The following is an 18,100-nucleotide window of genomic DNA, read 5'->3' as shown; positions in this document are numbered from 1 at the left end:
GCCGAAGGAGTTCGACGGCGGGTCGCTGGATCGTGCCCAAGAACTGCTTGTATAGGGCGGTGACCAGCACCGAGATCCAGACGCCGCGCGGGCCGGCCGGAATTCGCATCGTCGAGCCGGAGGGGCCGCCGGTCAGCGTGCTCTTTCTCGGCCACGGCGCCGGCGGGGGCGTCGACGCGCCCGACCTGGCTGCGGTGCGCGACGCCGCGACCGCCGCCGGAGTACGCGTCGTCCTCGTCACCCAGCCGTACCGGATGGCCGGGCGGCGGGCGCCGGCCCCGGCCGGGCAACTGGACGAAGCGTGGATCGCGGTGATCGAGCAGTACGGCGTACGGGAAATGCCTCTGATCTTCGGCGGGCGGTCGAGCGGAGCGAGAGTCGCCTGCCGGACCGCGACCACCCTCGGCGCCGCGGGGGTTCTCGCCCTGGCGTTTCCGCTGCATCCGCCCGGTAAGCCGGACCGCAGCCGAGCCGGCGAACTGCCCGTCGACCTGCCGACGCTCGTGCTCAACGGCGACCGCGACCCGTTCGGCGTGCCGGAGCCGGTGGGACAGGTCGAGGTGATCGTGCGACCGGGCGCCACCCACGACCTCCGGAAGGACGTGAAGACCACCGCCGCGCTCGCCGTCGACTGGCTCCGCCGCCACGACTGGGCGCGATGAGAAGAGATGAGGGAATGCAACTTGCGCCTCGGCGGTTATAGACCCCGCGAGCTTGTACGTCGAAAGGGGTTTCCAGAGGTGCGAGCCGGAATCGAGTACGTGGCACGCGGCAGTGACGAGGTTGCCCGGGTGAGTAACCTTTTGTCCGCCCCGGAGTGGCCCGCCGCGGAGTCTTCGCCCTCCATCCCATCGGTGAGTGTCAGCACACCCGCTGTTTTCGAAGCGTCAAGTGGGGCACTACCCGTATCCTCGGCGAGGCGGTCGAGGGGAGAACAGAGGGTGGCCCAGACAGAGCGGACGGATGAGCGCCGGGCGCGCTTCGAGCGCGACGCGCTGCCGTTCGTGGATCAGCTGTACGCGGCGGGTCTGCGGATGACGCGCAATCCGGCCGACGCCGAGGACCTGGTGCAGGAGACGTTCTTGAAGGCGTACTCCGCGTTCCACCAGTTCGAGGAGGGCACCAACCTCAAGGCGTGGCTGTACCGGATCCTGACCAACACGTACATCAACTCTTATCGGCGTAAGCAGCGCCAGCCCGTGCAGGCGCCGACCGAGGAGATCACCGACTGGCAGCTCGCGTCGTCCGAGTCGCACACGTCGGTCGGACTGCGCTCGGCCGAGACCGAGGCGCTCGACCGCCTGCCGGACAGCGACATCAAGGACGCCCTCCAGGCGCTGCCGGAGGATTTCCGCCTGGCCGTCTACCTCGCCGATGTCGAGGGTTTCTCGTACAAGGAGATCGCCGACATCATGGGTACTCCCATCGGCACCGTCATGTCCCGGTTGCACCGCGGTCGGCGCAACCTGCGCAAGCTGCTCGAGCAGTACGCCGTAGACCGGGGCATCACCCGGACCGCTTCGGAACCGCAGGAGGCGTGACTCGAGATGAGCGGCGTGAACGGCGAGGAGCACGAAGCCGGCTGCAGTGAGGTATTGGAGGAGGTCTACCTCTACCTCGATCTGGAGTGCAGCGAGGATCGGCGCGCGCTGATCCAGAAGCACCTGGACGAATGCAGCGGCTGCCTGAGCGAGTACGGCATCGAGCACGAGGTGAAGGCGCTGGTCGCCCGCTGCTGCGGCAGCGAGACCGCGCCGAAGGAGCTGCGCGAGCGCCTGCGCATCAAGCTCGACCAGCTCGAGGTCCAGGTCGAGACCCGGGAGTACCTCCCGTAGCCCTCGTATGGCGAAGCCCCCGTAGCCCATGGCTCCGGGGGCTTTCGCATATCTGGCTCAGCTGTTGGGGCGCTTGCCGTGGTTGGCGGAGCTCTTCTTACGGGCCTTCTTCTTGCGCGACTTCTTCGCCATGGTTCGACTCCTGTTCGTTGCACGTTTCCCGCGGCCGATCGTAGTCGGCTGGTCCCGCCGCGCCGGACGCACCCGGGACGGATCCATGATTTGATGACGCTGATCGCTGCTCGACGAAGAGGAGTTACCCCGATGGCCGACGAGATCCGCGCCGAGATGGTGGCCAACGTGTGGAAGGTCGTGGCCGAGGTCGGCGCCCCGGTCGCCGAGGGCGACACCCTGGTGATCCTCGAGTCGATGAAGATGGAGATCCCGGTGCTGGCCGAGACCGACGGCACCCTCGCCGAGCTCGCGGTCAACGAGGGCGACGTGGTCCAGGAAGGCGACCTGATCGCCGTGATCGGCTAGCCGAGGCTCAGTCTCGCCGCCAGCGCAGCAGCAGGCGGTTGCGGGCCCGGCCGCGCTGTCGGGGGATGACCGCCGTGCGGATCATGCCGGCCGCCGTGGCCCGGGCCACCGGGCCGAGATCGGGCGTGGCCTGGGCGAGTTCGGCCACCGAGCGGGCACCGGGCCGCCCGGCGACCTCGGTGAGCCGGCCGGCGACGACCTCCGCCACGTCGGCGCGCGCCGACGGGTCGATCCAGGCCGTCACCACCAGTGCGAAGAGCGCGGCCTCGGTGACCCGGTCGAGTCCGCCGTCGAGCAGGTCGAGCAGCAGTCGGCGGCGTTCCGACTCGAGCCAGGGCTCCTCGGCGTCGTGGTGCAGCAGGCCGAGGCAGGCCCAGATCTCGGGGGCGGCCACGTCGGCCGGCGGGTGGGCGAGCAGCGCGAGCAGGTCGTGCGGCGGCACCAGGATCAGCGGGATTGCGGCGTCGTAGGCGGCCGGCGGGTGAGCCCAGGAGAGCGAGGCGACCTGGCGCAACCGGCGGACCGCGTCGGCCGACGGCTCGTTGCCGGCCGGCGCGTGACCCCGGGGCAGCGGCGCCGCCGCGGGCGTGCCGCCGAGCCACGGGATGTCGCGGCAGCAGTCGGCGAGGTCGGTGTGCTCGTGCGACTCGTCGGGGTGGTCGCGGATGAAGTCGGCGAGCCGCACCAGGTGGGTGAGGTCGCCGTCGGCGCGGTGGCGCAGCCGGTGCGCGGTGTGCACGGCGCAGTCGTACTCCGGGTCGCGTTCCAGCGCGCGGTCGACCCAGTTGAGCGCGTCGTCGAGGCGGCCGTGGTCGGCGAGGGTGCCGGCGATGTCCGCGTACACCGAGAGGTCGTCGGGGTCGTGCGCGACGGCGCGGCGCAGCGCGGCCAGGGCCTCGGGCACCCGCCCGGCGCTGCGGTAGGCGTAGCCCAGCCAGATCTCGGCGAGTTTCGACGGGCGGGACCGGGCGCCGCGGGCGGCCCAGTCGACGGCCAGGGCGGTCTCGCCGATGCGCCGGGCCAGCGCGGAGCCGGCGCCGAGCAGCATGGCGTGCTCGGGGTGGGCGGCGACCGCGTGCCGGGCGACGGTCAGGTAGGGCCGCAGCGTGGTGCGGGTGATCTCGGGGGCCGGATCGCCCACCGCGGTGCAGAGCCGCATGAGAACTTGGACGAGCAGGCCGGGCTCGATGCGCACGGCCAGCGCGGGGTCGCCGACCCAGGGAACGCCCGCCCAGTCGGCGCCGGGTGAGCGCCCGCTCGCGGCGGCCAGCAGGGGCAGTCCGTCCTCGGGGAAGCCGGCGGCGGCGAGCAGGTGGGCGCGGGCGGCGAGGCCGCCGGCGGTCACGTGCGGCGCGAGGGGGAACAGGTCGAGGCCGCCACCGGGCTGGGCGGCGAGCCGGCCGAGCAGCTCGTGCGCCTCGGGGAGCGTGGGCGCGTGGCTGAGCGCTCCGGCGAGGTGGTCGGCCGCCTCGTGCGGCTCATCGCGCGCCAAAGCGGATCTTGCCTGCTCAAGAGCGCGGTCGGCGGCGCGGCGAACATCCACGAACGAGAACAGTAGGGGAAGAGACCCCCGGATGTCAGTACCAGTCTTTGCGCATTGGTGCGCGAAACGTTGACTATATAAACTGTTTCTTGCAAGACTGCGCAGCAACTGCGCGAGAAGCGCTCAACAGGGGAGGAACACGTGGTGCAGCGGGGCCAGGGCATGGCGGCGGACATCGCGGAACAACCGGGCGTTTTCGCCCGCCTGCTGGACGGTGAGAACTCCGCCGCGATCGCCGGGATCGCGGCCGAGGTGGCCCGGCGGCGGCCGCGCAGCGTGATGTTCGTCGCCCGCGGCACCTCCGACCACGCGGCGCTGTACGGGGCGTACCTCACCGAGATCCGGCTGGGGCTGCCGGTCGCGAGCGCGTCGCCGAGCGCGATCACCCTCTACGGCGCCCGGCCCGACTTCACCGACACCCTGGTGATCGGCGTCAGCCAGAGCGGCGGCTCGCCCGACCTCACCGGCGTGCTCGAGGCGGCCCGGGAGACCGGCGGCCTGACCCTCGCCGTCACCAACAACCCCGAGTCGCCGCTGGCGCGAGCGGCCGAGCTGTCCATCGACGTCGCCGCCGGGCACGAGCGGGCGGTGGCGGCCACGAAGTCGTACACGGCCGAACTGCTCGCGCTGCTGCTGCTCATCGAGGGAGTCCGGGCCGGCGACGGCCGGCTGCCCGGCGACGAGCGCGCGGCGCTGGACAAGCTGCCCCAGCTCGCCGAGGACGCGCTCGCCGACCCGGCCGCCGACGCGCTGGCCCAGCGCTACCGGTTCGCCTCCCGCATGGTCACGACGGGCCGGGGGTACGCGTACCCGACCGCTCGCGAGGCCGCCCTCAAGCTCATGGAGACCTCGTACCTGCCCGCCCTCGCGTTCTCCGGCGCCGACCTGCTGCACGGCCCGCTCGCGATGACCGACCCGGACGTGCCGGTGCTCGCGGTGGTGGGCGAAGGGCCGGGCGGGCGGTCGATGCGGGACGTCGTCACGCGCCTCGCCGAGCGCCGCGCGGACGTCGTGACCATCGGTTCCGAGGACGTCCCGGGCGCGGCCGGCCGGCTCGCCGTGCCCGCGGTCGCCGACGAGCGGCACAGCGCGCTGCTCGACATCCTGCCGCTGCAGAAGCTGGCGCTTTCCCTGGCGCTGGCCCGCGGCGAGGACCCCGACGCGCCGCGCGGACTCAAGAAGGTAACCACGACCCTGTAGAAAAGAAGCGTGTCCACCCTCCGTGATCTGGCCGAGGAGCACACCGGCCTCGGCCCCGCCGACATCGACCACCTGCACCGGCTGGCCGGCGACTGGCAGCTGCTGTCCGACCTCTCCTTCGCCGATCTGCTGATGTGGGTGCCGGTCAAGGCCGAGCCGGGCCGGCCGCGCGACTTCCTCTGCGTGGCGCAGGTGCGGCCGACCACGGCGCCGACCGCGTACCAGGACGACCAGGTCGGCAAGATCGTCGGCGGGCCCGAGGTGGCGCATCTCGACATCGCCTTCACGCAGGAACGCATCTGGCGCGAGGGCGACCCGGTCTGGTACGGCGACACCCCCGCCCGGCACGAGGCCATCCCGGTGCGGCTGCGCGACCAGACCGACCGGGAGGAGGGCTGGAGCGAGGTCATCGCGGTGATCGGCCGGGACACCAACCTGTCCACCGCGCGCACCCCGAGCCAGCTCGAGCTCAACTACCTGACCACGGCCGACGACCTGGCACAGATGGTCGCCGACGGCACCTTCCCGCCGCCCCGGCACCCGGGCGAGACGACCTCGGCGCCCCGCGTCGGCGACGGCCTCATCCGGCTCGACGCCAGCGGCAAGGTGACCTACGCGAGCCCGAACGCGCAGTCCGCGTACCGGCGCCTGGGTTTCAACGCGCACCTGGTCGGCGAGGAGCTGTCGATGCTGACCAGCCGGCTCGCCGCCGACCCGCTGGAGGGCAACGACACCGCGGAGAAGATCCTGGCCGCGCTGCGCGGCGAGTTCCCGCCCCGGCAGGAGGTCGAGGCCCGCGGCGCGACCGTGCTGACCCGGGCGCTGCCGCTGCTGCCGGCCGGAGTGCCGATCGGCGCGCTGGTGCTGGTCCGCGACGTCACCGAGGTGCGCCGCCGGGACCGCGCCCTGATGACCAAGGACGCCACGATCCGGGAGATCCACCACCGGGTGAAGAACAACCTGCAGACCGTGGCCGCGCTGCTGCGCCTGCAGGCCCGCCGGGTGGACGCGCCCGAGGCCCGGATGGCGCTGCAGGAATCGGTGCGCCGGGTCGCCTCGATCGCGCTCGTGCACGAGACGCTGTCGATGTCGAGCGACGAGGCGGTCGAGTTCGACGGCATCGTCGACCGGGTGGCCAGCGCCGCCACCGAGGTCGCGGCGACCAGCATCGCGGTCAAGATGCGGCGCGAGGGCACGTTCGGGGTGCTGCCGGCCGAGATCGCCACCTCGCTGGTGATGGTGCTCAACGAGCTGCTGATCAATGCGGTCGAGCACGGCTTCCCGGAGCCGGAGGACGACATCGAGCAGGCCGACTCTCAGAAAGAGGCCGGCGAGGTCGTCGTGTCGGCGCACCGCTTCCGCAAGCAGCTGCACGTCACGGTCGCCGACAACGGCCAGGGCCTGCCGCCCGAGTTCAAGGCCGACTCCAGCGGGCGGCTCGGCCTGCAGATCGTGCGGGCGCTGGCCACGGGCGAGCTGCGCGGGACCATCGAGCTGCGCAACCGGGCCGGCGGCGGCACCGAGGCGGTCCTGGTGGTGCCGCTCGGCAAGCGCGGGGAACGCTAGACCGTGGGCGGGCGGACGAAGAGCGCGATCGTGATGCCGCCGACCCGCCAGGTGACCAGCGGGACGTAATAGCGGGTGAGCACGGCGTTCGCCCCGTACCCCAGCTGGTTGGTCGCGCTCGCCCGATAGGGCGGGTTGCTGTTGTCGCCGGCGACCACCCAGATCCGACGGGTGTCACCGATGCATTTCACCTGGTCGTCGCACTCGGTCGCCCAGAGCGACGCGTTCTGCACCTCGTCGGATTGGAGCAGTAGGTCGCGAGGCGCGTGGTCGCGCAGGTAGAACTTCAGCCCGATGTCGACGAACTGCCAGCCTTCCTCCCGCGGCTCGTAGATGATCCCGTCTCCGGGCCGCTGGTTGGTGCTGATCACGGCCGCGGCCGTCCGGTAGTTGACGGGCGAGTGCTGCACCCGGATGTCGTCCTGCGTGGGAAGGCCGATGGCGCCGAGCGCCACCACCGCCACGAGAGCCACGGGCAAGCGAAGCACGGTGAGCGTCGCACCGGCGAGGGCACACAGCAGGGGTATGCAGAACAGCAGGTAGCGGCCCAAGAAAATGGGCGCCACCAATTGGTCGTACGCGTAGAGCAGCCCCACGGGAACCAGAACCGACACCCAGAGCAGCACCGCCGCCGCGGCCCGCTCCCGCCACAGCGCGGCCACCGCCAGCCCGACCACGATCCCGCCGATCAGCGGGGTCGCGAAGATCACGCCGAAGATCTCCGCAAGCGCCTGCGGCTTGGCCGGGTCGAGCCATTGGAGCTGCTCGCCCTGCTGGCCGAATCCGCTGTGGGTCAGCGGCACCACGGCGACCACCCCGGCGCTCGCGGCGAGCACCCACCACAGCATCCGCCACCGGCCGAACCACCAGCCCAGCACGATCACCATCACCAGGTGTCCGCCGAGGATCAGCAGGCTGAGCAGGTGCGACAGGCCCATCAGCGCCACGCACACGCTGTAGAGCACCCAGCGCCACCACTGCGACTTCTCCAGCGCCGAGGCGAGCGCGAGCGTGGCGAGGGTGGCGAAGAGGGTCGCGAACGCGTACCCACGGATCTCCTGTCCGTAGCGGGAGACCACCGGCAGCACCGCGAAGACGAGCCCGGCGAGCAGCCCGGCCTTGTTGCCCCAGAATCGGCGGGCGAGCAGCGCGACCACGGCGGCCGTGGCGGTCACCGCCGCCATCGACGGGATCCGCATGGCCTCGACCGAGTCACCCCGCCAGTCGATCCAGTAGTGCAGGAACAGGTAGTACGGAACCGTGACGCCGTCGATGTGCCGGCCGAGGGCGAAGATCTCCGGCACCGTGCGGGTCGCCGCGCTCCAGCTGGCGAACTCGTCGCGCCAGGGCGGCGCCTGTGCCGCCTGATAGCTCACCGTCAGCCAGGTGACCACGGCCGGCACGATCCAGCAGATCTGGATGCGCACCCAGCCGGGGGCGAGTCTGCGAGAGAGCTTCACGGTCATCACGGGGGTACAGGGTGGCAGGTGCCATCGAGGCCGATGGGACCAGGATGCACTCGATCGTGTTAACACGACGTTGCGCGTGTGCTGCTACGCACACTCCCGGAATCTGGACCGCACTGGCCGAGAATGGCGGGCCGTGAGAGGCTTACCGGCATGACCGCTGCAGTTGACCGCCGCTTCGTGGCTCGTCGCCACGTCGACTACGGCCGTGTCCGCAGCGCGATGTGTCCGGCTTACTGACGCCGCCCGATTTGAGTTCGGGCGCGAGACGCGGCCGGCACTCTCCTGACACAGATGTCACGAGCCTCACAGGTGCCGTGAGCGTCGCAGTGCATGCAAAATCTGCGCCCACGAAACCTGGAGGACCGCCGAGATGGCGCCCAGCAGCACCCAACCTACGCCGACCGCCCGCCCCCGCAAGGCGCGCGGCGAGGGCCAGTGGGCGCTCGGACACCGCGAGCCGCTCAATCCCAATGAGCGCACGAAGAAGGACGACAACCCGCTCCACGTCCGCGATCGCATCGAGAACATCTACGCGCACCGCGGGTTCGCCTCGATCGACCCGGCCGACCTGCGCGGCCGGTTCCGCTGGTGGGGGCTCTACACCCAGCGCAAGGCCGGGATCGACGGCGGCCGCACGGCCGTGCTCGAGCCCGAGGAGCTCGAGGACGAGTACTTCATGCTTCGCGTCCGGATCGACGGCGGGGCCCTCAGCCTGGCTCAGCTTCGCACGATCGCGGACATCTCGCGGGAGTTCGGCCGCGACTCGGCCGACATCACCGACCGGCAGAACATCCAGCTGCACTGGATCCGCATCGAGGACGTGCCGGAGATCTGGCGCCGGCTCGAGGCGGTCGGCCTGCAGACCACCGAGGCCTGCGGCGACTGCCCGCGCGTGGTGCTGGGCAGCCCGGTCGCCGGCATCTCGACCGACGAGGTGCTCGACGCGACGCCGGCGATCGACGAGATCCTGAAGCGCTACATCGGCGACCCGCGGTACTCGAACCTTCCCCGCAAGTTCAAGACGACGATCGGCTGGCTGGTCGACACCCCGTACCAGGCCAACGACGTCTCGTTCGTCGGCGTGGTGCACCCCGAGTACGGCCCCGGCTTCGACCTCTGGGTCGGCGGCGGCCTCTCCACCAACCCGCGCCTGGCCGAGCGGCTCGGCACCTGGGTCCCGCTGGCCGAGATCCCGGACGTCTGGGAGGGCGTCGTCGGCATCTTCCGCGACTACGGCTACCGCCGGCTGCGTCACCGGGCCCGACTGAAGTTCCTGCTCGCCGACTGGGGCACCGCGAAGTTCCGCGAGGTCCTCGAGAAGGAATACCTCGGCCGCGCGCTGATCGACGGCCCGTCGCCCGACCTGCCCGAGAAGCCGATCGACCACATCGGCGTGCACAAGCAGCGCGACGGGCTCAACTACGTCGGTGCGACCCCGGTCGTGGGGCGGTCGTCGGGCACGCAGCTGGCCCAGCTGGCGGACGTGGTCGAGCGGCACGGGTCGGAGCGGGTGCGGCTCACGCCGTACCAGAAGCTCCTGGTCCTTGATGTTGCCGACGACCAGGTGGAGTCGCTGGTCGCCGGACTGCGCGGCATCGGCCTCGAGGCTCGGCCCTCGGCCTGGCGGCGCGGCACGATGGCCTGCACCGGCATCGAGTACTGCAAGCTCGCGATCGTCGAGACCAAGGCGCTCGGCGAGGGGCTGGTGTCGCGGCTGGAGCAGCGGCTGAGCGACTTCGACGTGGACATCTCGGTCCACATCAACGGCTGCCCCAACGCCTGCGCCCGCACCCAGGTCGCCGACATCGGCCTCAAGGGCCAGCTCGTCATGGACGCCAACGGCCGGCAGGTCGAGGGCTTCCAGGTGCACCTCGGCGGCGGCCTCGGCATGGCCAAGGGGGAGACCGCGGGCTTCGGGCGCAAGCTGCGTGGTCTCAAGACCACAGCCGACGAGCTTCCCGGGTACGTGGAGCGCCTCGCCACCAACTACCTCGCCGATCGGTCGTCGGCGGAGGAGTCGTTCGCCAACTGGGTCGTCCGCGCCGACGAGGAGCTCATCAAATGAGCGACGCCCGGTCGACGCCGCTGTACTGCCCCTACTGCGGGGAAGAGGACCTCTACCCCAACGAGGCCTCGCACGGCGCGTGGGAGTGCCACTCCTGCGCTCGAGTTTTCACGGTCAAGTTCAACGGGTTGCTGTCCAAGGGAGCTAACCGATGACCATCCTGGCCGCCACCTCTCTCAACCTCGTGTCGCTCGGCGCGGCGCCGGCCCCGGTCGAGGCCGATCGCCGTACCCCGGCCGAGCTCGAGGCCCTCGCCCGCGAAGCCGCCGTCGCGCTTGAGGGTGCACCCGCCGAGGAGATCGCCAAGTGGGCGACCGACACCTTCGGCGCGCGCTTCTGCGTGACGAGCTCGATGGCCGACGCCGTCGTGGCCCACCTGTTCTCCCGGGTCTCCCCGGGCGTCGACGTGGTCTTCCTCGACACGGGCCTGCACTTCCCCGAGACGCTCAAGGTGCGCGACACCGTGGCCGCCACGATGGACGTCAACGTCCGCTCGATCCGGCCCCGGATGACCGTGGGCCAGCAGGACGGCGAGTTCGGACCGCGGCTGTTCGCCCGCAACCCCGACGAGTGCTGCTTCATGCGCAAGGTCGAGCCGCTCGAGCGCGCCCTGGTCGAGTACGACGCCTGGGCCACCGGGCTGCGCCGCGACGAGTCGCCGACCCGGGCCAACACGCCGGTCGTGGCCTTCGACGCCAAGAAGGGCAAGGTCAAGGTCAACCCGATCGCGGCGTGGACACAGGCCGAGGTCGACCGCTACATCAGCCGGTGGAACGTGCCGGTCAACGAGCTGTTCAAGAAGGGGTACGGCTCGATCGGCTGCTGGCCGTGCACCCGGCGCACCAAGGCCGGCGAGGACCCGCGCGCGGGCCGCTGGGCGATGTTCGAGAAGACCGAATGCGGCCTGCACGTCTGACCGACCGGCTCGCGGTGGTCCTGGTCGCTCACGGCAGCCGGGACCCTCGGGCCGCGGCGGCGACCTCGGCGCTCGCGCAGGCGGTCCGCCGAGCCCGCCCGGCCTGGGACGTGCACGCGACGTACCTGGACCACGCCGGCCCGCGGCCGCTGGACGTGCTGGCGGCTCTGCCCGGCCGCAGTACGGTCGTGGTGCCGTTGCTGCTGACCAAGGCCTACCACGGTCGCGTCGACATCCCGGCGCTGCTCGCCGACGCCGCCGACCTGCCGGTCTCGGTGACGCTCGCTGACGTTCTCGGCCCGGCGGCGTCCTTCCCGGCGCCGCGGTTCCCGTCGCTGCTCATCGACGGACTGGTACGGCGGCTGCCCGCCGAGCGGCTCGACGCGGTGGTGCTCGCGGCGGCCGGCACCCGGAACGCGGCCGCCCGGGCCACGGTCGAGTGGGCCGCCGACGCGCTGAGCGCCCGCCTGAGCCTTCCGTGCACCGTCGCCTATGCCTCGGCTGCCCCGCCGCTCCCCGGCGCCGCCGTCGATCTCCTGAGGGCTTCCGGCGCCCGGCGGGTCGGGGTTGCCGCCTATTTCCTGGCGCCGGGCTACCTGTACGACCTGGCGGCGCGCTCGGCCCGGGAGGCGGGCGCGGTCGCCGTGGCCGAACCGCTGACCGACGCCCCGGAACTGGTTCGTCTGGTGGCCGCGCGGGTCGACGAGGCCACCGGCCGTCTTCGCGCCGCCGCCTGATCGCTCGCCGGCCGCTGCCCCAGTGGTTCCGCCGGCGGCTCCGCCAGTAGCGCAGAGTCACCAGCCGATCAATGCGCCGTGTCTACAACGGAGGGTGAGATGGCCGGAACCATTGGTATGGGGCGGCGCGCAATTTCGAGATCATTTCGTGTAACTCGATGAAACCGAACGTGATCGAATTCGCGCTCTCCGGAAGACTGTCGGGAAGCTCTCAGGAATGTGCGCGCTCCGTAATCGAGTCAGAACAGCAAGACGCCCCGGTACCGATCGGTCCGGGGCGCAAATGCTTCGGGGGGATTGTGTCAGGCGGTGGGAGCACCGACCCGCAGACCGCCGCGACGCTTGACGGCGCGCCGCTCGTCCTCGCTCATCCCGCCCCAGACGCCGGCGTCCTGACCAGACTCGAGTGCCCACGAGAGGCATTCGGAGGTCACGGGGCACCGCCGGCACACGGCCTTGGCCTGCTCGACCTGCAGGAGCGCGGGGCCGGACGTCCCGATCGGGAAGAACAGCTCCGGGTCCTCGTCGCGGCAGATCGCATCGTGACGCCAGTCCATGGCGGCAACACTCCTTGTTTCGGATGGGGTAATGAATTCGTACTGGTTTACCTATGCGTGCGCGGTGGTGACCGTCGGGCGTAGACCCGCCTGATCGCCGTGGCGTCAGCAAGCTTTTGGGGTTCCCGGAGCCGTTCGGCGCTCCTGGATTAGGAACGCGCGCAACCAGCAACCGGTTACTTCTTATCGCTTGTGAATGCTTTCACGAACTCGTGCGATGTCAAGGGTAGCCGCGGAATTTTCTCCCCGCGGGTGAGCTGGCTCACGACCCCTTTGTCCGGTTCTGCGGGTACTGCCAGAGCCGGATGACCAACGCACCCATCAATGTAGTACGGTCCGGGCCGCCTTGCCGACCTTTTGCCCGACTTTCTGCTACGGATCGTGATTGACTTACCCGAGCGTCAGCAGATCACGCGTAAGGCTTCAGGGACGGACACGAAGTGCACCTTCTGTCGTTCCCCTAAGTAATCGCCGTCGAGCTGGAAGGCCTGCGGACGGCTCGCCATGATGGTGAACTCGTCCTGATCGTGCAGCTGCAGCACCTGCTTGCCGTGCGGATCGCCCTTGCGGGTGGCGAGCTGCGCGAGTGTACGTGTGGTGGAGGTCACGGCCAAACGCCGCAAAGCGAGCACGTCGAGGCCGCGGTCGAAGGACGCGCTGGGGCTCGGGTTGATCGGCCGGTCGCCCAGATAGGTCCACGGCGCGGTGTTCTGCACGATGACCGTGCCGAGATCGTTCTCGGCCGGCTCGCCGGGGCGCTCGATGGAGATCGGCGGGGTCCTCCGGTCGTCACCGACCATGAACTGCCCGACGATCGAGCGGAAGTAGAGCGACGGCGTCGACTTGCGGCCGCGCAGCCGGGCTTGCTCGACCCGGCGCACCACCGCCGCGTCCAGGCCGACGCCGGCGGCGAAGGTGAAGTAGCGGTCGTCGGCGCGGCCGAGCCCGATCACCCGGTGCCGGCCGTCGCGCAGCGCCTCGAGGATCATGCTGGTGCCGTCCACCCAGTCGCGGGGCAGGCCGAGCGCGCGGGCGAAGACGTTTGTAGAGCCGCCGGGCACCACGGCGAGGGCGGGCAAGGCGTTCGCCCGCGGGCCGGTGATGCCGTCGAGCGCGGCGTGCGCGGCCATCAGTCCGTTGACCGCCTCGTTGACCGTGCCGTCGCCGCCGAGCGTCACCACGACATCGACGCCGCTCTCCGCCGCCGCACGGGCCAGCGTCGCCGCGTGCCCACGGCGTGTCGTGTACTCCACGGTCAGGCTGACCGCGCTGCGCAGGGCCCGGACCAGCACGTCTCGGCTGCGCTCGCTTGTGGTGGTGGCTTTGGGGTTAACCACCAGTAACGCTCGCATGGGCGGCACTGTACCCGGAGAAGGGCCGGTGGGGCTGTCGGTAAGGTGCTCGCGTGAGCGGTGAGAAGGGTGAGAAGTCAGTCGTTGACAATCCCGCGACGCTGTTGTGGGCGGTGCGGCTGCTCTATGTGCAGTGCGTGGGCCTGGCCGCGCTCGCGATCTGGATGATCATCCTGACCGTGACCAGCGACGTCCCCGAGATCCCGGTGGCCCTGGCGCTGATCGTGCTGACCATCGCCGGCGCCGTCGCCGTCTTCTTCGTCGCTCGCTCGCTCGGCCGCCGCTCGCTGCACGCCCGCGGCCCGGCGATCGTCGTGCAGCTGTTCGTCATCGCGGCCGGTGGCTTCCTGATCCAGGTGCATCCGGTCTGGCTCGGCGTGGTTTTGATGGCCTTCGGCGTGATCGTCGGGGTGCTCACCGTACTTCCGCCGACCACACGAGCCCTCGGCGTCGATTAATCGCCCTCACGCGCCGACGCAGGGCCTACCCTGTGTAGGTGACCGGATCAACGGTGCGACCGCCCGCCTATCAGGTATTGGCGGACGAGCTACGCGCGGACATTACGTCGGGACGACTGCAGCCGGGCGAACGGCTCCCACCCGAGCCCGAGCTGTGCGTGAAGACGGGGGTGAGCCGCAGCACGGTGCGGGAGGCGTTGCGGCTGCTGGCCAGCCAGCACCTCATCATCACCACGCGCGGCGTGACCGGCGGCAGCTTCGTCTCCCACCCCGATGCCGAGCAGCTGGCCGACGGCCTGACCGCCGGCTTCACGCTGCTGACCAACTCGGCCGACGTGGGCCTTGCCGACGTGCTCGAGCTGCGCCGGGCGCTGGAGGTGCCGGCCTCCGGGCTGGCCGCTATGCGGCGCACCGAGGAGCACCTCATCGAGATTCGCAGCACGCTGTTCGATCCCGAGGTCGACGACTTCGACACCATGCTGGCGGCGCACGCGGCGTTCCACATGGCCGTGGCGAAGGCGACCGGCAACCCGCTGTTCGAGCTGGTGGTGCGTCCGCTCTACCACGCGTCGTACGGCGAGGACGTCACGGTCGACCTGCCGGCCGATTACTGGACGCAGATCGACGCCGACCACCGCCAGATGCTCGACCTCCTCGCGCTGCGCGACGTGGAAGCGGCCGGCCGGGCCGCCGGGCGGCACATCGACTACATCTCCTCGAGCACCCGCGAGCCCGAGGTCACCCCTCAGTACGGCGGGTGAGCAGCCGGATCGTCGCGCGCTGACCACTCGCCTCGGCCGACGCCGAGGTGGTCAGCGCGGTCAGCACCTTCCACGCGAAGGACGACTCGGCGGGGAGTTTCGCGCCGCGCACCGTCGTCACGCTCACCTCGACGGTCAGCGCGTCCTCGGTCACGGCGAAGCGGCACTCGAGCTCGGCGCCGCGGGTCGCGATCGCCAGCAGCATCGCGCACGCCTCGTCGACGGCGATGCGGAGGTCCTCGATCTCGTCGAGTGCGAAGTGGAGGCGGGCGGCGAGCCCGGCCGTGGCGGTGCGCAGCACGCCCAGGTAACCACCGTCGGCGGGCACCGTCAGCAGAACGACGTCGTCGCCGAGGGCCGGATCGTGCGTCAAAGTCACCGTGACCATCCTCCCAACGCCAGCAGAGCCTAGCTGTTAACCGGGGCGGCGGGGGAGGCCCGCTCGGCGAGCCGGTGCAGGGCGTCACCGGAGAGGCGGTACGGCAACCAGTCGGCGGTGACCGTGGCGCCGATCGCGGCGTAGAACTCGGCCGCCGGGTTCCAGTCCAGCATTACCCACTCGAGGCGCTGGTATCCGCGGCGGACGCAGATCTCGGCCAGCGCGGCCAGCAGCGCGCCGCCCGCTCCGGTGCCGCGCGCCGCCGGGCGTACGTAGAGGTCCTCGAGGTGGATGCCGGACGTGCCGGTCCAGGTCGAGAAGTTGAGGAACCAGAGCGCGAAGCCGACCGGCTCGTCGTCATCGTCGACCGCGACGTGGCCGAAGACCGTGGGCTCCTCGAAGAGCACGCGGTTGAGCTGTTCGTTCCGCAGATGGCACTGCTCGGCCGCTCGCTCGAAGTCGGCCAGCTCGTGGACCATCGCGACAACGGCCGGCACGTCACTGGGACGTACCGGCCGCACACGGGCGCGGAAGCTCACGCCTGCTTGGTCTCCCAGAAGATCTTCGAGATCTCCTCGATCTTCGAGAGCAGCTGGTCGCCGACGGCCGGGTCGAGCGAGCCCTTGGCGCCCGCGGCGCCGGCCAGCTTGGTGGCCTCGTTGAACAGCTGGTGCAGGTTCGGGTACTTCTCGAAGTGCGGAGCCTTGAAGTAGTCCGTCCACAGCACCCAGAGGTGGTGCTTGACGAGCTCAGCCCGCTGCTCCTTGATGAGGATGGCGCGGGTGCGGAACTCCGGGTCGGTGTTCGCCTGGTACTTCTCCTGGATGGCCTTCACCGACTCGGCCTCGATCCGGGCCTGCGCCGGGTCGTAGACACCGCAGGGCAGGTCGCAGTGGGCGCTGACCACGGTGCTTGGCGTGAGGAAACGCGGAAGTCGCATCAGGACTCCTCCATGACGGGTTTGCGATGATCCGCGGTTGACACTACCCCTTACATCTCGGCCGTAACGCAACGGAGGACTGATGCCGTGAGGTGGCAATCACCACTGTTCGCCGTCCTGGTGAACGGGCCGTCGATGGCGCCCTTTTTGAAGAGTGGCGACGCCCTGCTGGTACGCCGTGGCGGGCGGGTGCGGGCCGGCGATGTCGTGGTGGCGCGCTTTCGCACCCGGCCTGACCTGCTGGTGGTCAAGCGGGCGGTCCACGAGCAGGACGGCGGCTGGTGGATCCAGGGCGACAACCCGCTGGTCGAGGACGACTCCCGCCGCTACGGGGTGGCGGATGTCATCGGCCGGGTGTTAATTCGCTACTATCCCCGCCCTCGTCGGCTAGGTTAAGGTCCAACAACCGCAGCGCGTACCCGTGCCGTGGTTCGCTACCCGGGTGATCCCCGCATCGCACCGCCGCTCGGCGCTCATTCGCGACCGAGGACCGCGCCGGTGCACCGTGTCAACGTCGATGCCGTGTGGAGTCACCGTGTCGTTCTTCAGTTTTGAGCTCGATCCCGCCCTAGCCGCCGACCCCGTCTTCGACCTGCACAAGCGGGGCAAGATGTCGATCAGTCCGACCGTTTCGCTGGCCAGCCGCGACGACCTGTCGCTCGCCTACACGCCCGGCGTCGCCCGGGTCTGCGAGGCCATCGCCGACGACCCCTCCCTCTACCCCGACTACACGTGGACGGCCAACACGGTCGCCGTCGTCACCGACGGCTCCGCGGTGCTCGGCCTCGGCAACATCGGGCCCAAGGCCGCGATGCCGGTCATGGAGGGCAAGGCGATCCTGTTCAAGCAGTTCGGCGGGGTCGACTCGATCCCGATCTGCCTGGACACGCAGGACGTCGAGGGCATCATCGCCGCCGTGAGGGCCATGGCGCCGTCGTTCGGCGGCATCAACCTCGAGGACATCAGCGCCCCGCGCTGCTTCGAGATCGAGCGCCGGCTCGACGCCGAGCTGGACATCCCCGTCTTCCACGACGACCAGCACGGCACCGCGGTCGTCACGCTCGCGGCGCTGCGCAACGCGGCCAAGCTGCTCGGCCGCCAGTTCGCCGACCTGCGCGTGGTGATCAGCGGGGCGGGAGCGGCCGGCGTCGCCATCACCCAGGCCCTGATCGCGGCCGGTGTCGACGGCGCCAACGTGATCACCTGCGACTCGCGCGGGATCATCCACGCCGAGCGCGGCGACCTCACCCCGATCAAGGCCCAGCTCGCGGCGACGACCAACATGTCGGGCCGTACGGGCGGCATCACCGAGGCCCTGATCGGCGCGGACGTCCTCATCGGCGTCTCCGGTGGCGCGATCGCCGAGACCGCGCTGGCCGGCATGGCCCCGGGCGGCATCATCTTCGCCCTGGCCAACCCGACGCCCGAGGTCCCGCCGCACATCGCCCACAAGTACGCGGCGATCGTGGCGACCGGCCGCAGCGACTTCCCCAACCAGATCAACAACGTGCTGGCCTTCCCCGGCATCTTCCGCGGCGCCCTCGACTGCCGCGCCACCACGATCACCGCCGCGATGAAGGTGGCAGCGGCCGAGGCGATCGCCGAGGTCGTCTCGGACGACCTGCGCGCCGAGGCGATCGTGCCGTCGCCGCTCGACCCGCGGGTCGCTCCCGCGGTGGCGGCCGCGGTGGCCGAGGCGGCGGCGCGCGACGGCGTGGCCCGGCGCGCGGTGGGCGGGACGGCCCCGGCCGCCCGCAAGTCCACCCTGTCGCTGCTCACGGAGTCCGACATCAACTGAGGCCCGGCCTCGCGAAGCCCGGCGGCCCTCGGCCGCCGGGCTTT

Annotated in this window: 21 protein-coding genes; 13 read left to right on the top strand and 8 right to left on the bottom strand. The window is 70.8% G+C overall.

Annotated elements, in window-relative coordinates; genetic code table 11:
- Positions 1-59: 59 nt before the first annotated feature.
- The 3 genes from A3CQ_RS0125150 to rsrA all read left to right on the top strand — a co-directional run bounded on the left by A3CQ_RS0125150 (position 60) and on the right by rsrA (position 1,835).
- Complete coding sequence (locus A3CQ_RS0125150) at positions 60-662, top strand: alpha/beta hydrolase family protein (protein ID WP_020513721.1); 603 nt, start codon at positions 60-62, stop codon at positions 660-662.
- 78 nt (positions 663-740) lie between these two features.
- A complete protein-coding gene (locus A3CQ_RS53910; RefSeq protein ID WP_063713605.1) occupies positions 741-1,541 on the top strand; it encodes a sigma-70 family RNA polymerase sigma factor in 801 nt (266 codons plus the stop codon).
- Positions 1,542-1,547: 6 nt separating this feature from the next.
- The gene (gene rsrA, locus A3CQ_RS0125140; protein ID WP_020513719.1) at positions 1,548-1,835 is read left to right on the top strand and encodes a mycothiol system anti-sigma-R factor; all 288 of its coding nucleotides are present in this window, start codon (positions 1,548-1,550) and stop codon (positions 1,833-1,835) included.
- 57 nt (positions 1,836-1,892) lie between these two features.
- Here the strand turns inward: rsrA and A3CQ_RS64245 are convergent, their stop codons facing one another.
- Positions 1,893-1,967, bottom strand: coding sequence for a 50S ribosomal protein bL37 (locus tag A3CQ_RS64245; protein ID WP_370657623.1), 75 nt, complete (start codon positions 1,965-1,967; stop codon positions 1,893-1,895).
- A gap of 132 nt (positions 1,968-2,099) precedes the next feature.
- Between A3CQ_RS64245 and A3CQ_RS0125130 the strand changes: the two genes are divergently transcribed.
- The gene (locus tag A3CQ_RS0125130) at positions 2,100-2,315 is read left to right on the top strand and encodes a biotin/lipoyl-binding carrier protein (protein ID WP_020513717.1); all 216 of its coding nucleotides are present in this window, start codon (positions 2,100-2,102) and stop codon (positions 2,313-2,315) included.
- 7 nt (positions 2,316-2,322) lie between these two features.
- On the opposite strand, the gene A3CQ_RS53900 is transcribed toward A3CQ_RS0125130, so the two are convergent.
- Positions 2,323-3,858 (bottom strand): tetratricopeptide repeat protein, encoded by a 1,536-nt coding sequence (locus A3CQ_RS53900; protein WP_040432805.1) that lies wholly within the window; start codon positions 3,856-3,858, stop codon positions 2,323-2,325.
- Positions 3,859-4,020: 162 nt separating this feature from the next.
- Between A3CQ_RS53900 and A3CQ_RS0125120 the strand changes: the two genes are divergently transcribed.
- Together A3CQ_RS0125120 and A3CQ_RS0125115 are read left to right on the top strand one after the other, a co-directional pair.
- Positions 4,021-5,058 carry an SIS domain-containing protein gene (locus A3CQ_RS0125120; protein ID WP_026206162.1) on the top strand — a complete coding sequence of 346 codons (1,038 nt, stop codon included), beginning with the start codon at positions 4,021-4,023 and terminating at the stop codon, positions 5,056-5,058.
- A 9-nt stretch (positions 5,059-5,067) separates the two neighbouring features.
- Positions 5,068-6,624: a sensor histidine kinase gene (locus A3CQ_RS0125115; RefSeq protein WP_020513713.1), complete on the top strand. Its 1,557-nt coding sequence runs from the start codon at positions 5,068-5,070 to the stop codon at positions 6,622-6,624.
- Here the strand turns inward: A3CQ_RS0125115 and A3CQ_RS0125110 are convergent.
- Positions 6,621-8,090 carry a glycosyltransferase family 39 protein gene (locus tag A3CQ_RS0125110; RefSeq protein ID WP_020513712.1) on the bottom strand — a complete coding sequence of 490 codons (1,470 nt, stop codon included), beginning with the start codon at positions 8,088-8,090 and terminating at the stop codon, positions 6,621-6,623. The genes A3CQ_RS0125115 and A3CQ_RS0125110 overlap by 4 nt on opposite strands.
- Positions 8,091-8,463: 373 nt before the next feature.
- On the opposite strand from A3CQ_RS0125110, the gene A3CQ_RS0125105 reads away from it, so the two are divergent.
- The 3 genes from A3CQ_RS0125105 (at position 8,464) to A3CQ_RS0125095 (ending at position 11,811) form a co-directional block, all read left to right on the top strand.
- The gene (locus A3CQ_RS0125105; protein ID WP_020513711.1) at positions 8,464-10,158 is read left to right on the top strand and encodes a nitrite/sulfite reductase; all 1,695 of its coding nucleotides are present in this window, start codon (positions 8,464-8,466) and stop codon (positions 10,156-10,158) included.
- 151 nt (positions 10,159-10,309) lie between these two features.
- Positions 10,310-11,074, top strand: coding sequence for a phosphoadenylyl-sulfate reductase (locus A3CQ_RS0125100; RefSeq protein WP_020513710.1), 765 nt, complete (start codon positions 10,310-10,312; stop codon positions 11,072-11,074).
- Complete coding sequence (locus A3CQ_RS0125095; protein WP_020513709.1) at positions 11,056-11,811, top strand: sirohydrochlorin chelatase; 756 nt, start codon at positions 11,056-11,058, stop codon at positions 11,809-11,811. The genes A3CQ_RS0125100 and A3CQ_RS0125095 overlap by 19 nt, the downstream gene beginning before the upstream one ends.
- A 302-nt stretch (positions 11,812-12,113) precedes the next feature.
- On the opposite strand, the gene A3CQ_RS0125090 is transcribed toward A3CQ_RS0125095, so the two are convergent.
- Positions 12,114-12,368: a WhiB family transcriptional regulator gene (locus A3CQ_RS0125090; RefSeq protein WP_020513708.1), complete on the bottom strand. Its 255-nt coding sequence runs from the start codon at positions 12,366-12,368 to the stop codon at positions 12,114-12,116.
- A 401-nt stretch (positions 12,369-12,769) separates the two neighbouring features.
- Positions 12,770-13,720 (bottom strand): diacylglycerol/lipid kinase family protein, encoded by a 951-nt coding sequence (locus A3CQ_RS0125085; RefSeq protein ID WP_026206161.1) that lies wholly within the window; start codon positions 13,718-13,720, stop codon positions 12,770-12,772.
- Positions 13,721-13,773: 53 nt separating this feature from the next.
- On the opposite strand from A3CQ_RS0125085, the gene A3CQ_RS0125080 reads away from it, so the two are divergent.
- Positions 13,774-14,178 carry a hypothetical protein gene (locus A3CQ_RS0125080; RefSeq protein WP_020513706.1) on the top strand — a complete coding sequence of 135 codons (405 nt, stop codon included), beginning with the start codon at positions 13,774-13,776 and terminating at the stop codon, positions 14,176-14,178.
- Positions 14,179-14,216: 38 nt separating this feature from the next.
- Positions 14,217-14,939: a FadR/GntR family transcriptional regulator gene (locus A3CQ_RS0125075; RefSeq protein ID WP_026206160.1), complete on the top strand. Its 723-nt coding sequence runs from the start codon at positions 14,217-14,219 to the stop codon at positions 14,937-14,939.
- On the opposite strand, the gene A3CQ_RS0125070 is transcribed toward A3CQ_RS0125075, so the two are convergent.
- Genes A3CQ_RS0125070 through sodN form a run of 3 tightly spaced genes read right to left on the bottom strand, consistent with a single transcriptional unit; the run spans position 14,917 to position 16,258 of the window.
- Positions 14,917-15,327 carry an ATP-binding protein gene (locus A3CQ_RS0125070; RefSeq protein WP_020513704.1) on the bottom strand — a complete coding sequence of 137 codons (411 nt, stop codon included), beginning with the start codon at positions 15,325-15,327 and terminating at the stop codon, positions 14,917-14,919. The two genes, A3CQ_RS0125075 and A3CQ_RS0125070, sit on opposite strands and share 23 nt — an antisense overlap.
- Before the next feature lie 20 nt (positions 15,328-15,347).
- A complete protein-coding gene (locus tag A3CQ_RS0125065) occupies positions 15,348-15,797 on the bottom strand; it encodes a GNAT family N-acetyltransferase (RefSeq protein WP_084699211.1) in 450 nt (149 codons plus the stop codon).
- Positions 15,798-15,853: 56 nt separating this feature from the next.
- On the bottom strand, positions 15,854-16,258 hold the full coding sequence (sodN, locus tag A3CQ_RS0125060) for a superoxide dismutase, Ni (protein WP_020513702.1): 405 nt from the start codon (positions 16,256-16,258) through the stop codon (positions 15,854-15,856).
- Between the two features lie 87 nt (positions 16,259-16,345).
- Between sodN and A3CQ_RS0125055 the strand changes: the two genes are divergently transcribed.
- Entirely contained in the window at positions 16,346-16,654 is a 309-nt protein-coding gene (locus A3CQ_RS0125055) for a S26 family signal peptidase (protein WP_026206158.1), read from the top strand.
- A gap of 121 nt (positions 16,655-16,775) precedes the next feature.
- Positions 16,776-18,056 carry an NAD(P)-dependent malic enzyme gene (locus A3CQ_RS0125050; RefSeq protein WP_051115344.1) on the top strand — a complete coding sequence of 427 codons (1,281 nt, stop codon included), beginning with the start codon at positions 16,776-16,778 and terminating at the stop codon, positions 18,054-18,056.
- Positions 18,057-18,100 lie beyond the last annotated feature (44 nt).

Origin of the sequence: Paractinoplanes globisporus DSM 43857 (assembly GCF_000379645.1) — a bacterium.
GTDB classification, from domain to species: Bacteria; Actinomycetota; Actinomycetes; order Mycobacteriales; family Micromonosporaceae; genus Actinoplanes; species Actinoplanes globisporus.
Note: the sequence above shows the minus strand (reverse complement) of the source record. Positions and strands in the feature narration are given on the sequence as shown.

What these genes read in the sequence shown, in the direction of transcription:
- A3CQ_RS0125050 (WP_051115344.1), top strand. Translation starts at nt 16,776, where the DNA reads ATGCCGTGTGGAGTCACCGTGTCGTTCTTCAGTTTTGAGCTCGATCCC.
- A3CQ_RS0125085 (WP_026206161.1), bottom strand. Translation starts at nt 13,720, where the DNA reads ATGCGAGCGTTACTGGTGGTTAACCCCAAAGCCACCACCACAAGCGAG.
- A3CQ_RS0125105 (WP_020513711.1), top strand. Translation starts at nt 8,464, where the DNA reads ATGGCGCCCAGCAGCACCCAACCTACGCCGACCGCCCGCCCCCGCAAG.
- A3CQ_RS0125090 (WP_020513708.1), bottom strand. Translation starts at nt 12,368, where the DNA reads ATGGACTGGCGTCACGATGCGATCTGCCGCGACGAGGACCCGGAGCTG.
- A3CQ_RS0125100 (WP_020513710.1), top strand. Translation starts at nt 10,310, where the DNA reads ATGACCATCCTGGCCGCCACCTCTCTCAACCTCGTGTCGCTCGGCGCG.
- A3CQ_RS0125065 (WP_084699211.1), bottom strand. Translation starts at nt 15,797, where the DNA reads ATGGTCCACGAGCTGGCCGACTTCGAGCGAGCGGCCGAGCAGTGCCAT.
- sodN (WP_020513702.1), bottom strand. Translation starts at nt 16,258, where the DNA reads ATGCGACTTCCGCGTTTCCTCACGCCAAGCACCGTGGTCAGCGCCCAC.
- A3CQ_RS0125110 (WP_020513712.1), bottom strand. Translation starts at nt 8,090, where the DNA reads ATGACCGTGAAGCTCTCTCGCAGACTCGCCCCCGGCTGGGTGCGCATC.
- A3CQ_RS0125070 (WP_020513704.1), bottom strand. Translation starts at nt 15,327, where the DNA reads ATGGTCACGGTGACTTTGACGCACGATCCGGCCCTCGGCGACGACGTC.
- A3CQ_RS0125120 (WP_026206162.1), top strand. Translation starts at nt 4,021, where the DNA reads ATGGCGGCGGACATCGCGGAACAACCGGGCGTTTTCGCCCGCCTGCTG.
- rsrA (WP_020513719.1), top strand. Translation starts at nt 1,548, where the DNA reads ATGAGCGGCGTGAACGGCGAGGAGCACGAAGCCGGCTGCAGTGAGGTA.
- A3CQ_RS0125130 (WP_020513717.1), top strand. Translation starts at nt 2,100, where the DNA reads ATGGCCGACGAGATCCGCGCCGAGATGGTGGCCAACGTGTGGAAGGTC.
- A3CQ_RS0125095 (WP_020513709.1), top strand. Translation starts at nt 11,056, where the DNA reads ATGCGGCCTGCACGTCTGACCGACCGGCTCGCGGTGGTCCTGGTCGCT.